Annotated in this window: 14 protein-coding genes; all 14 read left to right on the top strand. The window is 58.4% G+C overall.

Translation table 11 applies throughout. The features are described 5' to 3' along the window. The first annotated feature begins 186 nt into the window (after positions 1-186). The 14 genes from C8D90_RS09450 (at position 187) to nuoN (ending at position 16844) form a co-directional block, all read left to right on the top strand. Positions 187-1110 (top strand): LysR family transcriptional regulator, encoded by a 924-nt coding sequence (locus C8D90_RS09450; RefSeq protein ID WP_115458209.1) that lies wholly within the window; start codon positions 187-189, stop codon positions 1108-1110. Positions 1111-1733: 623 nt separating this feature from the next. Next, complete coding sequence (locus C8D90_RS09445) at positions 1734-2174, top strand: NADH-quinone oxidoreductase subunit A (RefSeq protein ID WP_115458542.1); 441 nt, start codon at positions 1734-1736, stop codon at positions 2172-2174. A gap of 42 nt (positions 2175-2216) precedes the next feature. Continuing rightward, positions 2217-2891 carry a NuoB/complex I 20 kDa subunit family protein gene (locus C8D90_RS09440; RefSeq protein WP_115458208.1) on the top strand — a complete coding sequence of 225 codons (675 nt, stop codon included), beginning with the start codon at positions 2217-2219 and terminating at the stop codon, positions 2889-2891. Positions 2892-3019: 128 nt separating this feature from the next. Then, a complete protein-coding gene (gene nuoC / locus C8D90_RS09435; RefSeq protein WP_376744985.1) occupies positions 3020-4828 on the top strand; it encodes an NADH-quinone oxidoreductase subunit C/D in 1809 nt (602 codons plus the stop codon). 2 nt (positions 4829-4830) lie between these two features. Beyond that, entirely contained in the window at positions 4831-5331 is a 501-nt protein-coding gene (gene nuoE / locus C8D90_RS09430; protein WP_115458207.1) for an NADH-quinone oxidoreductase subunit NuoE, read from the top strand. Then, positions 5331-6680, top strand: coding sequence for an NADH-quinone oxidoreductase subunit NuoF (gene nuoF, locus C8D90_RS09425; protein WP_115458206.1), 1350 nt, complete (start codon positions 5331-5333; stop codon positions 6678-6680). Before nuoE ends, nuoF begins: the two co-directional genes overlap by 1 nt. An 87-nt stretch (positions 6681-6767) precedes the next feature. Then, on the top strand, positions 6768-9503 hold the full coding sequence (nuoG, locus tag C8D90_RS09420; protein WP_115458205.1) for an NADH-quinone oxidoreductase subunit NuoG: 2736 nt from the start codon (positions 6768-6770) through the stop codon (positions 9501-9503). After that, the gene (gene nuoH / locus C8D90_RS09415; protein WP_115458204.1) at positions 9500-10477 is read left to right on the top strand and encodes an NADH-quinone oxidoreductase subunit NuoH; all 978 of its coding nucleotides are present in this window, start codon (positions 9500-9502) and stop codon (positions 10475-10477) included. The genes nuoG and nuoH overlap by 4 nt, the downstream gene beginning before the upstream one ends. Before the next feature lie 15 nt (positions 10478-10492). After that, a complete protein-coding gene (gene nuoI / locus C8D90_RS09410; protein WP_115458203.1) occupies positions 10493-11035 on the top strand; it encodes an NADH-quinone oxidoreductase subunit NuoI in 543 nt (180 codons plus the stop codon). Between the two features lie 10 nt (positions 11036-11045). Further along, entirely contained in the window at positions 11046-11618 is a 573-nt protein-coding gene (gene nuoJ / locus C8D90_RS09405) for an NADH-quinone oxidoreductase subunit J (protein WP_115458202.1), read from the top strand. Then, entirely contained in the window at positions 11615-11917 is a 303-nt protein-coding gene (gene nuoK / locus C8D90_RS09400; protein WP_115458201.1) for an NADH-quinone oxidoreductase subunit NuoK, read from the top strand. The genes nuoJ and nuoK overlap by 4 nt, the downstream gene beginning before the upstream one ends. Beyond that, positions 11914-13761, top strand: a complete 1848-nt coding sequence (nuoL, locus tag C8D90_RS09395) for an NADH-quinone oxidoreductase subunit L (protein WP_115458200.1) — start codon at positions 11914-11916, stop codon at positions 13759-13761. Before nuoK ends, nuoL begins: the two co-directional genes overlap by 4 nt. Before the next feature lie 92 nt (positions 13762-13853). Beyond that, positions 13854-15377, top strand: a complete 1524-nt coding sequence (gene nuoM, locus C8D90_RS09390) for an NADH-quinone oxidoreductase subunit M (RefSeq protein WP_115458199.1) — start codon at positions 13854-13856, stop codon at positions 15375-15377. 6 nt (positions 15378-15383) lie between these two features. Continuing rightward, positions 15384-16844 carry an NADH-quinone oxidoreductase subunit NuoN gene (gene nuoN, locus C8D90_RS09385; protein WP_115458198.1) on the top strand — a complete coding sequence of 487 codons (1461 nt, stop codon included), beginning with the start codon at positions 15384-15386 and terminating at the stop codon, positions 16842-16844. Positions 16845-17169 lie beyond the last annotated feature (325 nt).

Below are 17169 nucleotides of genomic sequence, written 5' to 3'. Positions count from 1 at the left end.
AAATATAATTATTTTTAGGCCATAATAAAAATTAGTTTCGGACAGCAAATAACGGTAAGCCGGTTTCACCAGGCATTTCTACGAAGATAAAACGAGCTCTATTTTTTTAATTTGTAAGAAGAAATCTCACGAACAACAACATCAGGGTTGTTTTAGTTACAATTAACATATAATGAGAATAAAGGTATGACAAATTTACACCGTCCCACCATCAATCTCGATTTGGATTTGCTGAGAACGTTCGTTGCGGTGGCTGACGTGAAAACGTTTGCCGCGGCAGCGGTTGTCGTTCAGCGTACGCAGTCCGCGGTGAGCCAGCAGATGCAACGGCTGGAACAATTGGTAGGGAAAGAACTTTTCGCCCGTCACGGACGTAACAAGCAACTCACCGAACACGGTGTGCAGTTGTTGGGCTATGCCCGTAAAATCTTGCGCTTTAACGACGAAGCGTGCAGTTCGCTAATCAATAACCATCTGCAGGGCTCGCTGAGCATCGGGGCGACCGATGATACAGCAGACAGCATCCTGCCGGTTTTGCTCAGCCGTTTCACCAGCCTGTACCCCAAACTGGAAATCGACGTGCGGGTAAAGCGTAGCCCTGACATGCATCAGATGCTGTTGAACGGCGACGTTGATCTGACGATCACTACCATGAGTTATGAAGGGCTGTCTCAGGCAACCCTGCGCCGTTCTCCTACCGTCTGGTTCTGCGCGACGGATTACAGTTATCAGCCGGGTGAGCCGGTGCCGCTGGTGGTGCTGGATGAACCCAGCCCGTTCCGCGACATGGCCATCGAGTATCTGAACCGCTTCAATATCAGCTGGCGCCTGGCCTACGTGGCTTCCACGCTGTCGGCGGTGAAGGCCGCGGTGAAAGCGGGCCTCGGCGTTACCGCGCGTCCGGTGGAAATGATGTCGCCGGAGCTGCGTGTGCTGGGTGAGTCTGAAGGGCTGCCCAAACTGCCGGAGACGGAGTACACGTTGTATCTGTCACCGAGCAGCCGTAATGAGCTGGCGACCGTTCTGTTCGCCTCGCTTAAAGCGGGCGATGAAACGCAGATTGAAGAACCGGATCTGCGTGAATATCCGGTGGATGCAGAAAGCAAATAATTCTTCTGAATTAACGCGTTTTTGTAACCGGCACGGCGTACTTTCAGGCGCCGTGCCGGTTTGTTTATGTGCGTTACAGGGGCGTATCGCGGCCTGATGTTGCAAATAAGAAATTTTCTCATTTAGGCCGTTGATAATATTGCTAAATCCAAAATTTGTTCAATTTGTAATCCTGCTCTTCTCTGGTTGTTCACCTGCACGATAATTACTGACAGAAATGTGCTCTGGATCAAAAAAAAGATGCCGTATACCCTCATTAGGGAACGGGTAATACTTTAGAAAATGGTATAGTTATCGGCGCGCAACGCTACCTTTGTTTACAAAATTGCTACTTCTTTCACGGAAGCGCGAAAAACACGCTTCCGGATGGTCTATTTGTGGCGCGCATCATATGTTAATAAATTTGCGCTATTGTAAACTACTGTGTTGTAACTTTTGTCAAAGTTGACAAAAGGTTATCGAAAGGAGTAAAAAGCCCACATAAACTACCGTTGAAAATTTAAAATTTGCGTGTAGTTTGCGTTGTCTTGTGGTCATTTTCCTTCCCTTAGTCGTTGTGGTGCCTGTGCGGGTTGCTGGAACCCTGCTGGCTGACACCACGCTTGATGAGTAAGCATAAGAGTATGTCAACAACCACTGAAGTTATCGCTCATCACTGGGCATTCGCCGTATTTATCGTCGTCGCAATCGGATTGTGTGGAGTCATGCTCCTCGGGGCCTATGCCCTGGGAGGAAGAGCACGCGCACGCGCGAAGAATACGCCTTACGAGTCCGGTATTGACTCGGTCGGCTCGGCACGTATGCGGCTGTCCGCCAAGTTCTATCTGGTCGCCATGTTCTTTGTCATCTTCGATGTTGAAGCCCTGTACCTGTATGCGTGGTCAGTGTCTATCCGGGAGAGTGGGTGGATTGGCTTTATCGAGGCGGCAATTTTCATCCTGGTGCTGTTGGCCGGTCTGGTTTATCTGGTGCGTATCGGCGCGCTGGACTGGACGCCTGCACGCTCCAAGCGTCGCGTTAAGCACCCAAGCACCGTCACCAACACCAACAGTCACCCACAGTAACCGTGCGCGGTTACTGTTTATGGTTAACAACGAGGCATTACGATGGACTACACGCTCACCCGCATAGATCCTAACGGTGAGAACGACCGTTACCCCCTGCAAAAACAAGAGACTGTCAGCGATCCTCTTGAGCAGCATGTGCACCGCAGCGTGTATATGGGCAAGCTCGAGCACGCCCTGCACGACATGGTGAACTGGGGCCGTAAGAATTCCCTGTGGCCGTACAACTTCGGTCTTTCCTGCTGCTATGTGGAAATGGTGACATCGTTCACCGCGGTGCATGACGTGGCCCGTTTTGGCGCTGAAGTTTTGCGCGCCTCGCCGCGTCAGGCCGACTTCATGGTAGTGGCCGGTACGTGTTTTACCAAAATGGCCCCGGTTATTCAGCGCCTGTATGACCAAATGCTGGAGCCGAAGTGGGTGATTTCCATGGGGTCATGCGCCAACTCGGGCGGCATGTACGATATTTACTCCGTGGTTCAGGGCGTGGACAAATTCATTCCGGTTGATGTGTATATCCCGGGTTGCCCGCCGCGTCCGGAAGCTTATATGCAGGCGCTGCTGCTGTTGCAGGAATCCATCGGTAAAGAACGCCGCCCGCTTTCGTGGGTGGTCGGCGATCAGGGCGTTTACCGTGCCAACATGCAATCAGAAAAAGAGCGTAAGCGCGCTGAGCGAATCGCGGTGACCAACCTGCGTACGCCTGACGAGATCTAACCCGTGCGTGGCGCAATGACCGGAACAACGGCGTTACGCCAGGCGCGGAAAAATACACAGGGCCCGTGAGGGGCTCAGCCCGTTTTGCCCCGCACGGAAGTCGCGGCGGCAAGTTAAGTAAAAGCGTGGTGATAAAAATTATGACAGATTCGACGACGCAAGATCTCAACCTGCCGGCCTGGCAGACCCGCGATCATCTCGATGATCCGGTAATCGGAGAATTGCGTAACCGTTTTGGGCCAGATGCCTTTACCGTTCAGCCTACCCGTACCGGCATGCCCGTGGTATGGGTTAAGCGTGAACAGTTGCTGGAAGTGATGACGTTTCTCAAGAAGCTGCCGAAGCCGTATGTCATGCTGTTTGACATGCACGGCATGGACGAACGCCTGCGCACGCACCGTGCAGGGCTGCCGGCAGCCGACTTCTCCGTCTTCTACCACATCATCTCCATCGATCGTAACCGCGACATCATGCTGAAGGTCGCGCTTTCTGAAAACGACCTGCACGTGCCGACGGCCACCAAAGTCTTCCCCAACGCCAACTGGTATGAGCGTGAAACCTGGGAAATGTTCGGCATTACCTTCGACGGCCACCCGCACCTGACGCGCATCATGATGCCGCAGACCTGGGAAGGGCACCCGCTGCGCAAGGATTACCCGGCGCGCGCCACGGAGTTCGATCCGTTCGTGCTGACCAAGCAGAAAGAAGATCTGGAGATGGAGTCGCTGACGTTCAAGCCTGAAGACTGGGGCATGAAGCGCGGCACCGACAACGAAGACTTCATGTTCCTCAACCTCGGCCCGAACCACCCGTCCTCTCACGGTGCTTTCCGCCTCGTGCTGCAACTGGACGGCGAAGAGATCGTCGACTGCGTACCGGACGTGGGTTATCACCACCGCGGCGCTGAAAAAATGGGCGAGCGCCAGTCCTGGCACAGCTATATTCCTTATACCGACCGCATTGAGTACCTGGGCGGCTGCGTTAACGAAATGCCTTACGTGCTGGCGGTGGAAAAACTGGCCGGCATCGAAGTGCCGGAGCGGGTAAAAGTTATCCGCGTGATGCTTTCCGAGCTGTTCCGCATCAACAGCCACCTGCTGTACATCTCCACCTTTATTCAGGACGTCGGCGCCATGACGCCGGTCTTCTTCGCGTTTACCGATCGCCAGAAAGTGTATGACGTCGTCGAGGCCATCACCGGTTTCCGTATGCACCCGGCCTGGTTCCGCATCGGCGGCGTGGCGCACGATCTGCCGCGCGGATGGGAGCGCCTGCTGCGCGACTTCCTCGACTGGATGCCCAAGCGCCTGGAGTCTTACGTTACCGCTGCGCTGAAGAACTCCATCCTCAAAGGCCGTTCCGTCGGCGTGGCCGCCTACAGCGCGAAAGAAGCGCTGGACTGGGGCACTACCGGCGCGGGGCTGCGCGCTACCGGCATCGAGTTCGACGTGCGTAAATGGCGTCCGTACTCCGGCTATGAAAACTTCGACTTCGAAGTACCGGTGGGCAACAACGGCGACTGCTATGACCGCGTGATGCTGAAGGTGGAAGAACTGCGCCAGAGCCTGCGTATTCTGGAACAGTGCCTGAAGAATATGCCGGAAGGTCCGTTTAAGGCCGACCATCCGCTGACTACGCCGCCGCCGAAAGAGCGTACCCTGCAACACATCGAAACCCTGATTACCCACTTCCTGCAGGTGTCATGGGGCCCGGTGATGCCGGCTAACGAATCTTTCCAGATGGTGGAGGCCACCAAAGGGATCAACAGTTACTACCTGACCAGCGACGGCAGCACCATGAGCTATCGCACGCGCATCCGCACCCCGAGCTATGCGCACCTGCAGCAGATCCCGTCTGTTATTCGTGGCAGCCTGGTATCCGATCTGATCGTATACCTCGGCAGTATTGATTTCGTTATGTCAGATGTGGACCGCTAAACATGTCAGATCAATCTTTAACCAAAGACGAGGTTTTCGTGCTCAGCGACAGCGCCCGCGCCGAGATCGAGCATGAGAAACATCACTATGAAGATCCGCGCGCTGCGTCGATCGAGGCCCTGAAGATCGTTCAGAAAGAACATGGCTGGGTGCCGGACGCCGCTATTTACGCCATTGCTGACGTGCTGGGCATTCCCGCCGCCGACGTGGAAGGCGTGGCGACGTTCTACAGTCAGATTTACCGCCAGCCGGTCGGCCGCCACATCATTCGCTACTGCGACAGCGTGGTGTGCCACATCAACGGCTACCAGGGCATTCAGGCCGCGCTGGAGCGCAAGCTCAAGATCAAACCGGGCGAAACCACCTTTGACGGGCGTTTCACCCTGTTGCCGACCTGCTGCCTGGGTAACTGCGACAAAGGGCCGAACATGATGATCGACGACGATACCCATGCTCACCTGACGCCGGAGAGCGCCGTTGAACTGTTGGAGCGGTATAAATAATGACGATTGAAATTAAGCGTACTGCCGAAACCCACCCGCTGACCTGGCGTTTGCGCGATGACAAACAGCCGGTGTGGCTGGATGAATATCGCGCTAAAAACGGCTATCACGGTGCGGAAAAAGCGCTCAAAGGCATGGCGCAGGACGAGGTGGTTAACCTGGTCAAAGACGCCGGCCTGAAAGGGCGCGGCGGCGCGGGGTTCTCCACCGGCCTGAAGTGGAGCCTGATGCCGAAAGACGAAAGCATGAACCTGCGCTACCTTCTGTGCAACGCCGACGAAATGGAGCCGGGCACCTACAAAGACCGCCTGCTGATGGAGCAGCTGCCGCACCTGCTGGTGGAAGGCATGCTGATCGGCGCCTATGCGCTGAAAGCCTATCGCGGCTACATCTTCCTGCGCGGCGAATATGTTGAAGCTGCGGTGAACCTGCGTAAGGCGATCGAAGAGGCCAAAGCCGCCGGTCTGCTGGGCAAAAACATCATGGGCACCGGCTTCGACTTCGAGCTGTTTGTCCATACCGGCGCAGGCCGTTATATCTGCGGCGAAGAAACCGCACTGATCAACTCGCTGGAAGGCCGCCGCGCCAACCCGCGTTCCAAGCCGCCGTTCCCGGCCACCGCCGGCGCATGGGGCAAACCGACCTGCGTCAACAACGTGGAAACCCTGTGTAACGTCCCGGCCATCATCGAGCATGGCGAGGCCTGGTACAAAGGGCTGTCCGCCGGTAAGAGCGAAGACGCGGGCACCAAACTGATGGGCTTCTCCGGCCGGGTGAAAAATCCGGGCCTGTGGGAGCTGCCGTTCGGCACCACCGCGCGTGAAATTCTGGAAGATTACGCCGGCGGGATGCGCGACGGCCTGAAATTTAAAGCCTGGCAACCGGGCGGCGCGGGCACTGACTTCCTGACCGCCGATCACCTGGATCTGCCGATGGACTTCGCCAGCATCGGCAAGGCCGGCAGCCGTTTGGGCACCGCGCTGGCGATGGCGGTGGACCACGAGATCAACATGGTCTCCCTGGTGCGTAACCTGGAAGAGTTCTTTGCCCGTGAATCCTGCGGTTGGTGTACCCCGTGCCGCGACGGCCTGCCGTGGAGCGTGAAGCTGCTGCGTGCGCTGGAGCGCGGCGAAGGCCAGCCCGGCGACATCGAAACGCTGGAGCAACTGTGCCGCTTCCTCGGGCCGGGCAAAACCTTCTGTGCGCACGCGCCGGGCGCGGTTGAGCCGCTGCAGAGCGCGATCAAGTATTTCCGTGAAGAATTCGAAGCCGGCATCGCAGCCAAAGATTACGGAAATACCCAGGCCATTCAGGGGATTCAGCCGAACCTGCTGAAGGCGCGCTGGTAACAGACCCGGTAGTTATAAGCCCGCTGCGTGGATCTCAGGCAGAGGACGGGGCGGGAATAAGGTTTTTTTTATTTTGGAAGCATACTAATGGCTACGATTCATGTAGACGGCAAAGAGTATGAAGTCGACGGAGCGGAGAACCTGCTGCAGGCATGTCTCTCCCTCGGACTGGATATTCCTTACTTTTGCTGGCATCCGGCGCTCGGCAGCGTCGGCGCTTGCCGCCAGTGCGCGGTTAAGCAATACCAGAATGCGGAAGACACCCGCGGCCGCCTGGTAATGTCATGTATGACGCCGGCGTCGGACGGAACCTTCATTTCCATCGATGACGATGAAGCGAAGAAGTTCCGTGAAAGCGTGGTGGAGTGGCTGATGACCAACCACCCGCATGACTGCCCGGTGTGCGAGGAAGGGGGAAACTGTCACCTTCAGGATATGACGGTGATGACCGGGCACAGTTTCCGTCGTTACCGCTTCACCAAGCGCACCCATGAAAACCAGGAACTGGGGCCGTTCATTTCTCATGAGATGAACCGCTGCATCGCCTGTTACCGCTGCGTGCGTTATTACAAAGACTACGCAGACGGCACCGATTTCGGCGTTTACGGCGCGCACGACAACGTGTACTTCGGCCGTCCGGAAAGCGGTACGCTGGAGAGCGAGTTCTCCGGCAACCTGGTGGAAGTTTGTCCGACCGGGGTGTTCACCGACAAAACGCATTCCGAGCGTTACAACCGTAAGTGGGACATGCAGTTTGCGCCCAGCGTTTGCCAGCAGTGCAGCGTCGGCTGTAACACCAGCCCGGGTGAGCGTTACGGCGAGCTGCGCCGTATTGAAAACCGCTATAACGGCACCGTTAACCATTACTTCCTGTGCGACCGCGGCCGCTTCGGTTACGGCTACGTTAACCTGAAGGATCGTCCGCGCCAGCCGCAGCAACGCCGTGGCAATGACTGGATCGCGCTGAACGCCGATCAGGCCATGCAGGGCGCGGCGGATCTGCTGCGTCAGGCGAAGAAAACCATCGGCATCGGTTCTCCGCGCGCCAGCCTGGAGAGCAACTACGCGCTGCGCGAGCTGGTCGGGGCGGAAAACTTTTACAGCGGCATCGAAGCCGGCGAGCTGAGCCGCCTGCAACTGATGCTGAAAGTGCTGCGCGAAGGCGGCGTTTACACGCCGGCGCTGCGTGAAATGGAAAGCTACGACGCGGTGCTGATTTTGGGTGAAGATCTTACCCAAACCGCAGCGCGCATCGCGCTGGCGGTACGTCAGGCGGTGAAGGGCAAAGCCCGCGCCATGGCCGCCGCGCAACGCGTGGCCGACTGGCAGATTGCCGCGATTCAGAACATCGGCCAGCACGCCAAATACCCGCTGTTCCAGACCAGTGTGGACGCGACCCGTCTCGACGACATCGCCGCGTGGAGCTACCGCGCGCCGGTTGCCGATCAGGCGCGTCTGGGCTTCGCCGTGGCGCATGCGCTGGACGGCGCTTCCCCGGCGGTTGACGGCCTGTCCGACGATCTGAAGAAGAAAGTCGACATTATCGTTCAGGCGCTGACCGGGGCGAAGAAGCCGCTGATTATCTCCGGCGCGAACGCCGGCGACAGCGCGCTGATCGAAGCCGCCGCCAACGTCGCCAAGGCGCTGAAGGCACGCGACCTGGAAGTCGGCATCACCTTCGTGGCCGCCGAAGCCAACAGCATGGGCCTGGCGCTGATGGATGCGCCGTCGCTTGACGACGCGCTGAGCGTACTGGAAAACGGCAGCGCCGACGCGCTGGTGGTGATGGAGAACGATCTCTACCGCCGCGCGCCTGCTGCCCGCGTTGACGCGGCGCTGGCGAAAGTGAACGGGGTGGTGGTGATTGACCACCAGCGCACCGCGATTATGGACAAAGCCAGCCTGGTGCTGTCCGCCGCCAGCTTTGCCGAAAGCGACGGTACGCTGGTGAACCAGGAAGGCCGCGCCCAGCGCTTCTTCCAGGTTTACGATCCGGCGTACTACGACGATCCGAAGAAAAACGCGCCCTCCATCATGCTGGAAAGCTGGCGCTGGCTGCATTCGTTGCACAGCACGGTAGAAAGCCGTCACCTCGACTGGACGCAGCTCGACCACGTGATCGCCGCCTGCGTGAAAACCTATCCGCAACTGGCTGGTATCGTTGATGCTGCGCCGGACGCGTCGTTCCGCGTACGCGGCCAGAAACTGGCGCGCGAACCGCACCGCTACAGCGGCCGTACCGCGATGCGCGCCGATATCAGCGTGCATGAACCGCGTCAGCCGCAGGATAAAGACACCGCCTTTACCTTCTCAATGGAAGGCTACAACGGGCCGCAGGCCGACCGCCAGCAGATCCCGTTTGCCTGGGCGCCGGGCTGGAACTCCCCGCAGGCGTGGAACAAATTCCAGGCGGAAGTGGGCGGTCATCTGCGCCACGGCGATCCGGGCGTACGCCTGATTGCCGCCAGCGAAGGTTCCCTGCCGTATTTCAGCAACGTACCGGCGCCGTATCAGGCTTCCGGCTGGGTGGTCGCGCCGTATTACCACCTGTTCGGCAGCGATGAGATGACGCAGCGTTCTCCGGTGATCCAGCAGCGTATGCCGCAGGCCTATGTGATGATCAACCCGGCGGATGCGGCACAGTTGGGCGTGAATGAAGGCGCGCTGCTGGAAATCAGCTGTGCGGGCCAGACCCTGCGTCTGCCGGCGCGCTTCAGCGCGCATCTTCAGGCAGGGCAGGTGGGTCTGCCGCTGGGGATGCCGGGAATTTCACCCGTCCTGAACGGAAATAAAGTGGATGCGATGCGGGAGGCTGCATTATGAGTTGGCTGACGCCTGAGCTGATCGACATCATCATCTCGGTGGCGAAAGCTATCGTGATCTTGCTGGTCGTGGTCACCTGTGGGGCATTTATGAGCTTCGGCGAGCGCCGTTTGCTCGGTCTGTTTCAAAACCGCTACGGGCCGAACCGCGTAGGTTGGGGCGGCTCGCTGCAGCTGGTGGCGGACATGATCAAAATGTTCTTCAAAGAAGACTGGGTGCCGCGTTTCTCCGATCGCATGATCTTCACCCTGGCGCCGATGATCGCGTTCTCCTCGCTGTTGCTGGCCTTCGCCATCGTGCCGGTCAGCCCGACCTGGATGGGCGCCGACCTCAACATCGGCATCCTGTTCTTCCTGATGATGGCGGGTCTGGCCGTGTACGCGGTGCTGTTCGCCGGCTGGTCGAGCAACAACAAATACTCCCTGCTGGGGGCGATGCGCGCCTCGGCACAGACCCTGAGCTACGAAGTGTTCCTCGGCCTCTCCCTGATGGGCGTGGTGGCGCAGGCCGGCTCCTTCAACATGGTGGATATCGTCAACTCCCAGGCGAATCTGTGGAACGTGATTCCGCAGTTCTTCGGGTTTCTGACCTTCATCATCGCGGGCGTGGCGGTGTGTCACCGTCACCCGTTCGACCAGCCGGAAGCCGAGCAGGAACTGGCCGACGGTTACCACATCGAATACTCCGGCATGAAGTTCGGTCTGTTCTTCGTGGGTGAATATATCGGTATCGTTACCGTGTCCGCGCTGATCGTCACCCTGTTCTTCGGTGGCTGGCAGGGCCCGTTCCTGCCGCCGTTTATCTGGTTCGCGCTGAAAACCGCCTTCTTTATGGTGATGTTTATCCTGGTGCGTGCGTCGCTGCCGCGTCCGCGTTATGACCAGGTGATGTCCTTCGGCTGGAAAGTGTGCCTGCCGCTGACGCTGCTGAACCTGTTGGCGACCGCCGCCGTGATTTTGTACAACGCTCAATAAGGGGTGAGTGTAACCATGACATTGAAAGAGCTGGTGATTGGTTTCGGCACCCAAGTGCGCAGTCTGTGGATGATCGGACTGCATGCTTTCGCCAAACGCGAAACCCAAATGTACCCGGAGGAGCCGGTTTATCTGCCGCCGCGCTACCGTGGACGGATCGTGCTGACGCGCGACCCGGACGGCGAAGAGCGTTGCGTTGCCTGTAACCTGTGCGCCGTTGCCTGCCCGGTGGGCTGTATCTCTCTGCAAAAAGCAGAGATGAAGGACGGCCGCTGGTATCCGGAGTTTTTCCGTATCAACTTTTCCCGCTGCATTTTCTGCGGGCTGTGCGAAGAAGCCTGCCCGACCACCGCGATTCAGCTGACCCCGGACTTCGAACTGGGTGAATTCAGACGTCAGGATCTGGTGTACGAGAAAGAGGACCTGTTGATTTCCGGTCCGGGTAAATACCCGGAGTATAACTTCTACCGTATGGCCGGTATGGCGATTGACGGCAAAGCCAAGGGCGAAGCCGAAAACGAAGCCAAACCGATCAACGTTAAAGGTCTGTTGCCCTAAGGAGCCAAGCATGGAATTTGCATTTTATGTTGCAGCGCTGGTGGCCGTGGTGGCAACGATCCGCGTGATTTCGCATACCAATCCGGTTCACGCGCTGCTGTATCTGGTTGTGTCGCTGCTGGCTATCGCGGCGGTGTTTTTCTCCCTCGGCGCTTACTTTGCCGGGGCGCTGGAAATCATCGTCTACGCCGGCGCGATCATGGTGTTGTTTGTGTTCGTGGTGATGATGCTCAACCTGGGCGGCTCCGTGATTGAGCAGGAGCGCGCCTGGCTGAAGCCGTCGCTGTGGATCGGACCGGGCATCCTGTCGCTGGTGCTGCTGGCCGTGCTGGTCAACGCCATCATGAGCCTGCACGACAAAGGCATCACCGGCGCGGCGGTAGACGCCAAAGCCGTGGGCATCGCGTTGTTCGGGCCGTACGTGCTGGCGGTGGAGCTGGTTTCCATGCTGCTGCTGGCTGGCCTGGTGGTGGCGTTCCATCTCGGACGCGAGCACAAACAGGGCGAAGTGCTGAGCAAAGCACCGGAAGACGGCGAAGGGCGTGCCCAGGCCGTAAGAAATAAAGCGGAGGAGCGCGCATGATCCCGTTACAACATGGCCTGATTCTGGCGGCCATTCTGTTCGTGCTGGGCCTGACCGGCCTGCTGATCCGGCGTAACCTGCTGTTTATGCTGATCAGCCTGGAAATCATGATCAATGCGTCTGCCCTGGCGTTCGTCGTCGCAGGCAGCTATTGGGGGCAGGCGGATGGTCAGGTGATGTATATCCTGGCGATAAGCCTGGCGGCCGCTGAGGCCAGTATCGGCCTGGCGCTGTTACTGCAACTGCACCGTCGCCGCAATACCCTGAATATCGATACTGTCAGTGAGATGCGCGGATGAACTTATTATACCTAACAATTCTGCTGCCGCTGCTGGGGTTCCTGCTGTTGGCATTCTCCCGCGGGCGTTGGTCGGAAAACGCTTCCGCGACCGTGGGCGTGGGTTCCGTCGGCCTGGCTGCGCTGGTGACGGCGTATGCGGCGTTTGATTTCCTCAGCCAGAAAGCCGCGGGCGTGCAGGTGTTTGACCAGCACCTGTGGACGTGGATGGCGGTGGGCGATTTCAAAATCGCGGCAACCCTGACGCTGGACGGCCTTTCCCTGACCATGCTTTCCGTGGTGACCGGGGTCGGCTTCCTGATCCATATGTTCGCCTCCTGGTACATGCGCGGCGAGGAGGGATATTCCCGCTTCTTCGCCTATACCAACCTGTTTATCGCCAGCATGGTGGTACTGGTGCTGGCGGACAACCTGCTGCTGATGTACCTCGGCTGGGAAGGGGTGGGGCTGTGCAGTTATCTGCTGATCGGTTTCTACTACACCAATCCGGCCAACGGCGCTGCGGCGATGAAAGCCTTCATCGTGACCCGCGTGGGCGATGTGTTCCTGGCGATCGGCCTGTTCATCCTGTACCACGAGCTGGGTACGCTGAACATCCGTGAACTGATGGTGCTGGCGCCGCAGAAGCTGGAAGCCGGTTCCTCAGCGATCACCTGGGCCACCCTGATGTTGCTGGGCGGCGCGGTCGGTAAATCCGCACAGTTGCCGTTGCAGACCTGGCTGGCAGACGCTATGGCCGGCCCGACGCCGGTCTCCGCGCTGATCCACGCCGCGACCATGGTGACCGCGGGTGTCTACCTGATCGCCCGTACCCACGGCCTGTTCCTGATGGCGCCGGACGTGCTGCACCTGGTCGGTATCGTCGGTGCGGTAACGCTGGTGCTGGCGGGCTTCGCCGCGCTGGTACAGACCGACATCAAGCGTGTGCTGGCTTACTCCACCATGAGCCAGATCGGCTACATGTTCCTGGCGCTGGGCGTACAGGCATGGGACGCGGCGATTTTCCACCTGATGACCCATGCGTTCTTCAAGGCGCTGCTGTTCCTGTCGTCCGGTTCGGTGATCCTGGCCTGCCATCATGAGCAGAACATCTTCAAGATGGGCGGACTGCGCAAAACGCTGCCGCTGGTTTATATCTGCTTCCTGGTGGGCGGCGCGGCGTTGTCTGCCCTGCCGATCGTTACCGCCGGTTTCTACAGTAAAGATGAAATCCTGTGGGGCGCGCTGGCTTCCGGCCACGTCAACCTGATGACCGCCGGCCTGGTGGGCGCATTCCTGACGTCACTGTATACCTTCCGCATGATTTTCATCGTGTTCCACGGTGAAGAGCATACCAAGGCGCATGCCGGAACGGGCATTACCCATCACCTGCCGCTGATTGTTCTGCTGGTGCTGTCTACCTTCGTCGGCGCGTTGATTACGCCGCCGCTGGCGGGCGTGCTGCCGGAAAATCACTTTGCCGATCACGGCAAGATGACGCTGGAAATTACCTCCGGTGTTGTCGCCGTCCTCGGTATTCTGCTGGCGGCGGTGCTGTACCTGGGCAAACGTCAGCTGGTCACCAGCGTGGCGAAGAGCGCGCCGGGCCGTTTCTTCTCGACCTGGTGGTTCCATGCCTGGGGCTTCGACTGGCTGTATGACATGATTTTCGTCAGGCCGTTCAAAGCCGTGGCTTACCTGCTGCAGCGTGATCCGCTGAACAGTCTGATGAACCTGTTCGCCGTGTTCGCCCGCTGGGGCAACCGCGGGCTGACCGTGAGTGAAAACGGTCAGTTGCGCTGGTATGTGGCATCAATGGGTGTGGGTGCAGTGGTCGTATTGGCGCTGTTGTTATTGGTTAAGTGAATACGGTTTAAAACTTTCGGTGCGGGCGTCGCTGACGTCGCCCTCGCCGGTTACATGTTTTAAAATATTCAGAATAAGGGACACAAAACGCCATGTTATTGCCTTGGCTAATTCTTCTCCCGTTTATCGGCGGCCTGCTCAGTTGGCAGGGTGAGCGCTTCGGTACGAAAGCGCCGCGCTGGATCGCGCTGATAGCAATGGGTCTGACGCTGGTGCTGACGCTGGTGCTGTGGTCGCAGGGAAACTACTCGCTGACCGCCGCGCAGGGCATCCCGCAGTGGCAGGAGCAATTCACCCGCGCCTGGATCCCGCGTTTCGGCATTGAGTTCCGCCTCGCGCTGGACGGCCTGTCGCTGCTGATGGTCGTGCTGACCGCACTGCTGGGCGTGCTCGCCATTCTCTGTTCCTGGAACGAAATTCAGAAGTATCAGGGATTCTTCCACCTCAACCTGCTGTGGATTCTCGGCGGGGTGATCGGGGTGTTCCTGGCCATCGACATGTTCCTGTTCTTCTTCTTCTGGGAAATGATGTTGGTGCCGATGTACTTCCTGATCGCGCTGTGGGGCCATAAGGCTTCCGACGGGAAAACCCGTATCAGCGCGGCCACCAAGTTCTTCATCTATACCCAGGCCAGCGGCCTGATCATGCTGATCGCTATTCTGGGGCTGGTATTCGTTCACCACAACGCGACCGGCGTGTGGAGCTTCAATTATGAAGTGCTGCTGAATACGCCGATGAGCCACAACGTGCAGTACCTGCTGATGCTGGGCTTCTTCATCGCCTTCGCGGTGAAAATGCCGGTGGTGCCGTTGCACGGCTGGCTGCCGGACGCGCACAGTCAGGCGCCGACTGCGGGTTCCGTCGACCTGGCGGGGATTTTGCTGAAAACTGCTGCCTACGGCCTGCTGCGTTTCAGCCTGCCGCTGTTCCCGGAAGCGTCGCACGAGTTTGCGCCGATCGCCATGTGGCTGGGCGTGATCGGTATCTTCTACGGTGCCTGGATGGCGTTCGCGCAGACCGACATCAAGCGCCTGATCGCTTACACCTCGGTTTCCCACATGGGCTTCGTGATGATTGCCATCTACTCCGGCAGCGAACTGGCCTATCAGGGCGCGGTAATTCAGATGATTGCGCACGGCCTCTCTGCGGCCGGTCTGTTCATCATCTGCGGCCAGCTTTATGAACGCCTGCATACCCGCGATCTGCGTCAGATGGGCGGCCTGTGGGGGCGCATCAAGTATCTGCCGGCGCTGTCGCTGTTCTTCGCGGTGGCAACGTTGGGGATGCCGGGAACCGGTAACTTCGTGGGTGAATTCATGATCCTGTTCGGCAGCTTCCAGGTCGTTCCGGTTATCGTGGTGATTTCCACCTTCGGATTGGTTTTCGCATCGGTGTACTCGCTGGTGATGATGCAGCGTGCTTATTACGGCGCGCCGAAATCCGAGCAGCCGCTGGCAGGGATGTCTGCCCGTGAACTGTTCATCATCCTGCTGCTGGTGGTTCTGCTGGTGCTGTTGGGCGTTTACCCGCAGCCGATTCTGGACACCTCGGGCGCTGCGATGAGCAACATACAGCACTGGTTTGCTTCTGCTTCAACTTTAACGACAAGGCCGTAATTCGCCATGACAATAACTCCTCAACAACTGATCGCACTGTTACCGCTGTTGATCGTCGGATTGACGGTGGTGGTTGTGATGCTGTGCGTTGCGTGGCGTCGCAATCACTTCGTCAACGCTACGGTGACGGTGATCGGTCTGAACCTGGCGCTGCTTTCTCTCTACTTTGTTGGGCAGGAGATGCCCACAAGCGTCACGCCGCTGCTGCGGGTCGATGGTTTTTCCATGCTGTATACCGGGATGGTGCTGTTAGCCAGCCTGGCGACCAGCACCTTCGCTTACCCCTGGCTGCAGGGCTACCCGGATAACCGCGATGAGTTCTACCTGCTGGTGCTGATCGCCGCGCTGGGCGGTATCCTGCTGGCCTGCGCGAACCATCTGGCGGCGCTGTTCCTCGGCATCGAGCTGATTTCCCTGCCGTTGTTCGGCCTGATTGGCTACGCCTACCGGCAGAAACGTTCGCTGGAAGCCGCCATCAAGTACACCATTCTGTCGGCGGCGGCATCGTCATTCCTGCTGTTCGGCATGGCGCTGCTGTATGCGGAATCGGGCGATCTCTCCTTTGCCGGTTTGGGCAAGAGCATGACCGACGGCGCGATGCTGCATCAGCCGTTGCTGCTGGCCGGCCTCGGCCTGCTGCTGGTCGGCTTCGGCTTCAAGCTGTCGCTGGTGCCGTTCCAGCTGTGGACACCTGATGTGTATCAGGGCGCGCCGGCCCCGGTGTCGACCTTCCTGGCGACCGCCAGCAAGATCGCCATCTTCGGCGTGCTGATGCGTTTGTTCCTGTATGCACCGGCGACCGACAGCGAAGCCGTACGCGTGGTGCTGGGCATTATCGCTTTCATCTCCATCCTGTTCGGTAACCTGATGGCGATTACCCAGACCAACATCAAGCGTTTGCTGGGTTACTCGTCCATTTCTCACCTGGGCTACCTGCTGGTGGCGTTGATCGCGGTGCAGAGCCATCAGATCTCCATCGAGACGGTAGGGGTGTACCTGGCCGGTTACCTGCTCGCCAGCCTGGCGGCGTTCGGTATCGTCAGCCTGATGTCCAGCCCGTATACCGGGCCGGATGCGGAGTCGCTGTTCTCTTACCGCGGCCTGTTCTGGCACAAGCCGATCCTTTCCGCGGTGATGACCGTGTCCATGCTGTCGCTGGCCGGTATTCCGATGACGCTGGGCTTTATCGGTAAGTTCTACGTTATCGCCGTCGGCGTCAGCGCGCAGCTGTGGTGGCTGACCGGCGCAGTTGTCGTGGGGAGCGCCATCGGTTTGTACTACTACCTGCGCGTTGCCGTCAGCATGTATCTGCATGCGCCGGAAACCCTGCGTCGCGACACGCCGAATAACTGGGCGCTGACCGCAGGCGGGGTGGTGGTGTTAATCTCCGGAATTCTGGTGGTTCTGCTGGGTATTTTCCCGCAGCCGCTGATTTCTCTGGTACAAATGGCACAGCCCGCACTCTGATTCATCAGGTATGTAAGATGAACCGCCGGTGGAAACCCCGGCGGTTTTTTTATTTTCTTTACGCCGGTGATGATGACGTTAAGTCAGAATAATCAGTGTATTGGCGATGCTGACAATTAGGAAAAAAACCAATAGCAAGATCTATCCGAGAATTGTTTTTTAAGATTTGTTTGTCATAATAATGGGACTTTCAGTACCGGGATGTTTCATGACGCGAAAAGGAATTCGTCTCCTGACATGGTTTTCTCTGGGCAGTCTGTGTTCCTTTGAGGGATGGGCAGCTCCGCTGAGTCCTTCAGACCGTGACACAATACAGCAACAGCAG

This window comes from Enterobacillus tribolii, from assembly GCF_003363015.1.
GTDB lineage: Bacteria > Pseudomonadota > Gammaproteobacteria > Enterobacterales > Enterobacteriaceae > Enterobacillus > Enterobacillus tribolii.
The sequence above is the reverse complement of the archived record's forward strand: the minus strand, read 5'-3'. Positions and strand labels throughout refer to the sequence as shown.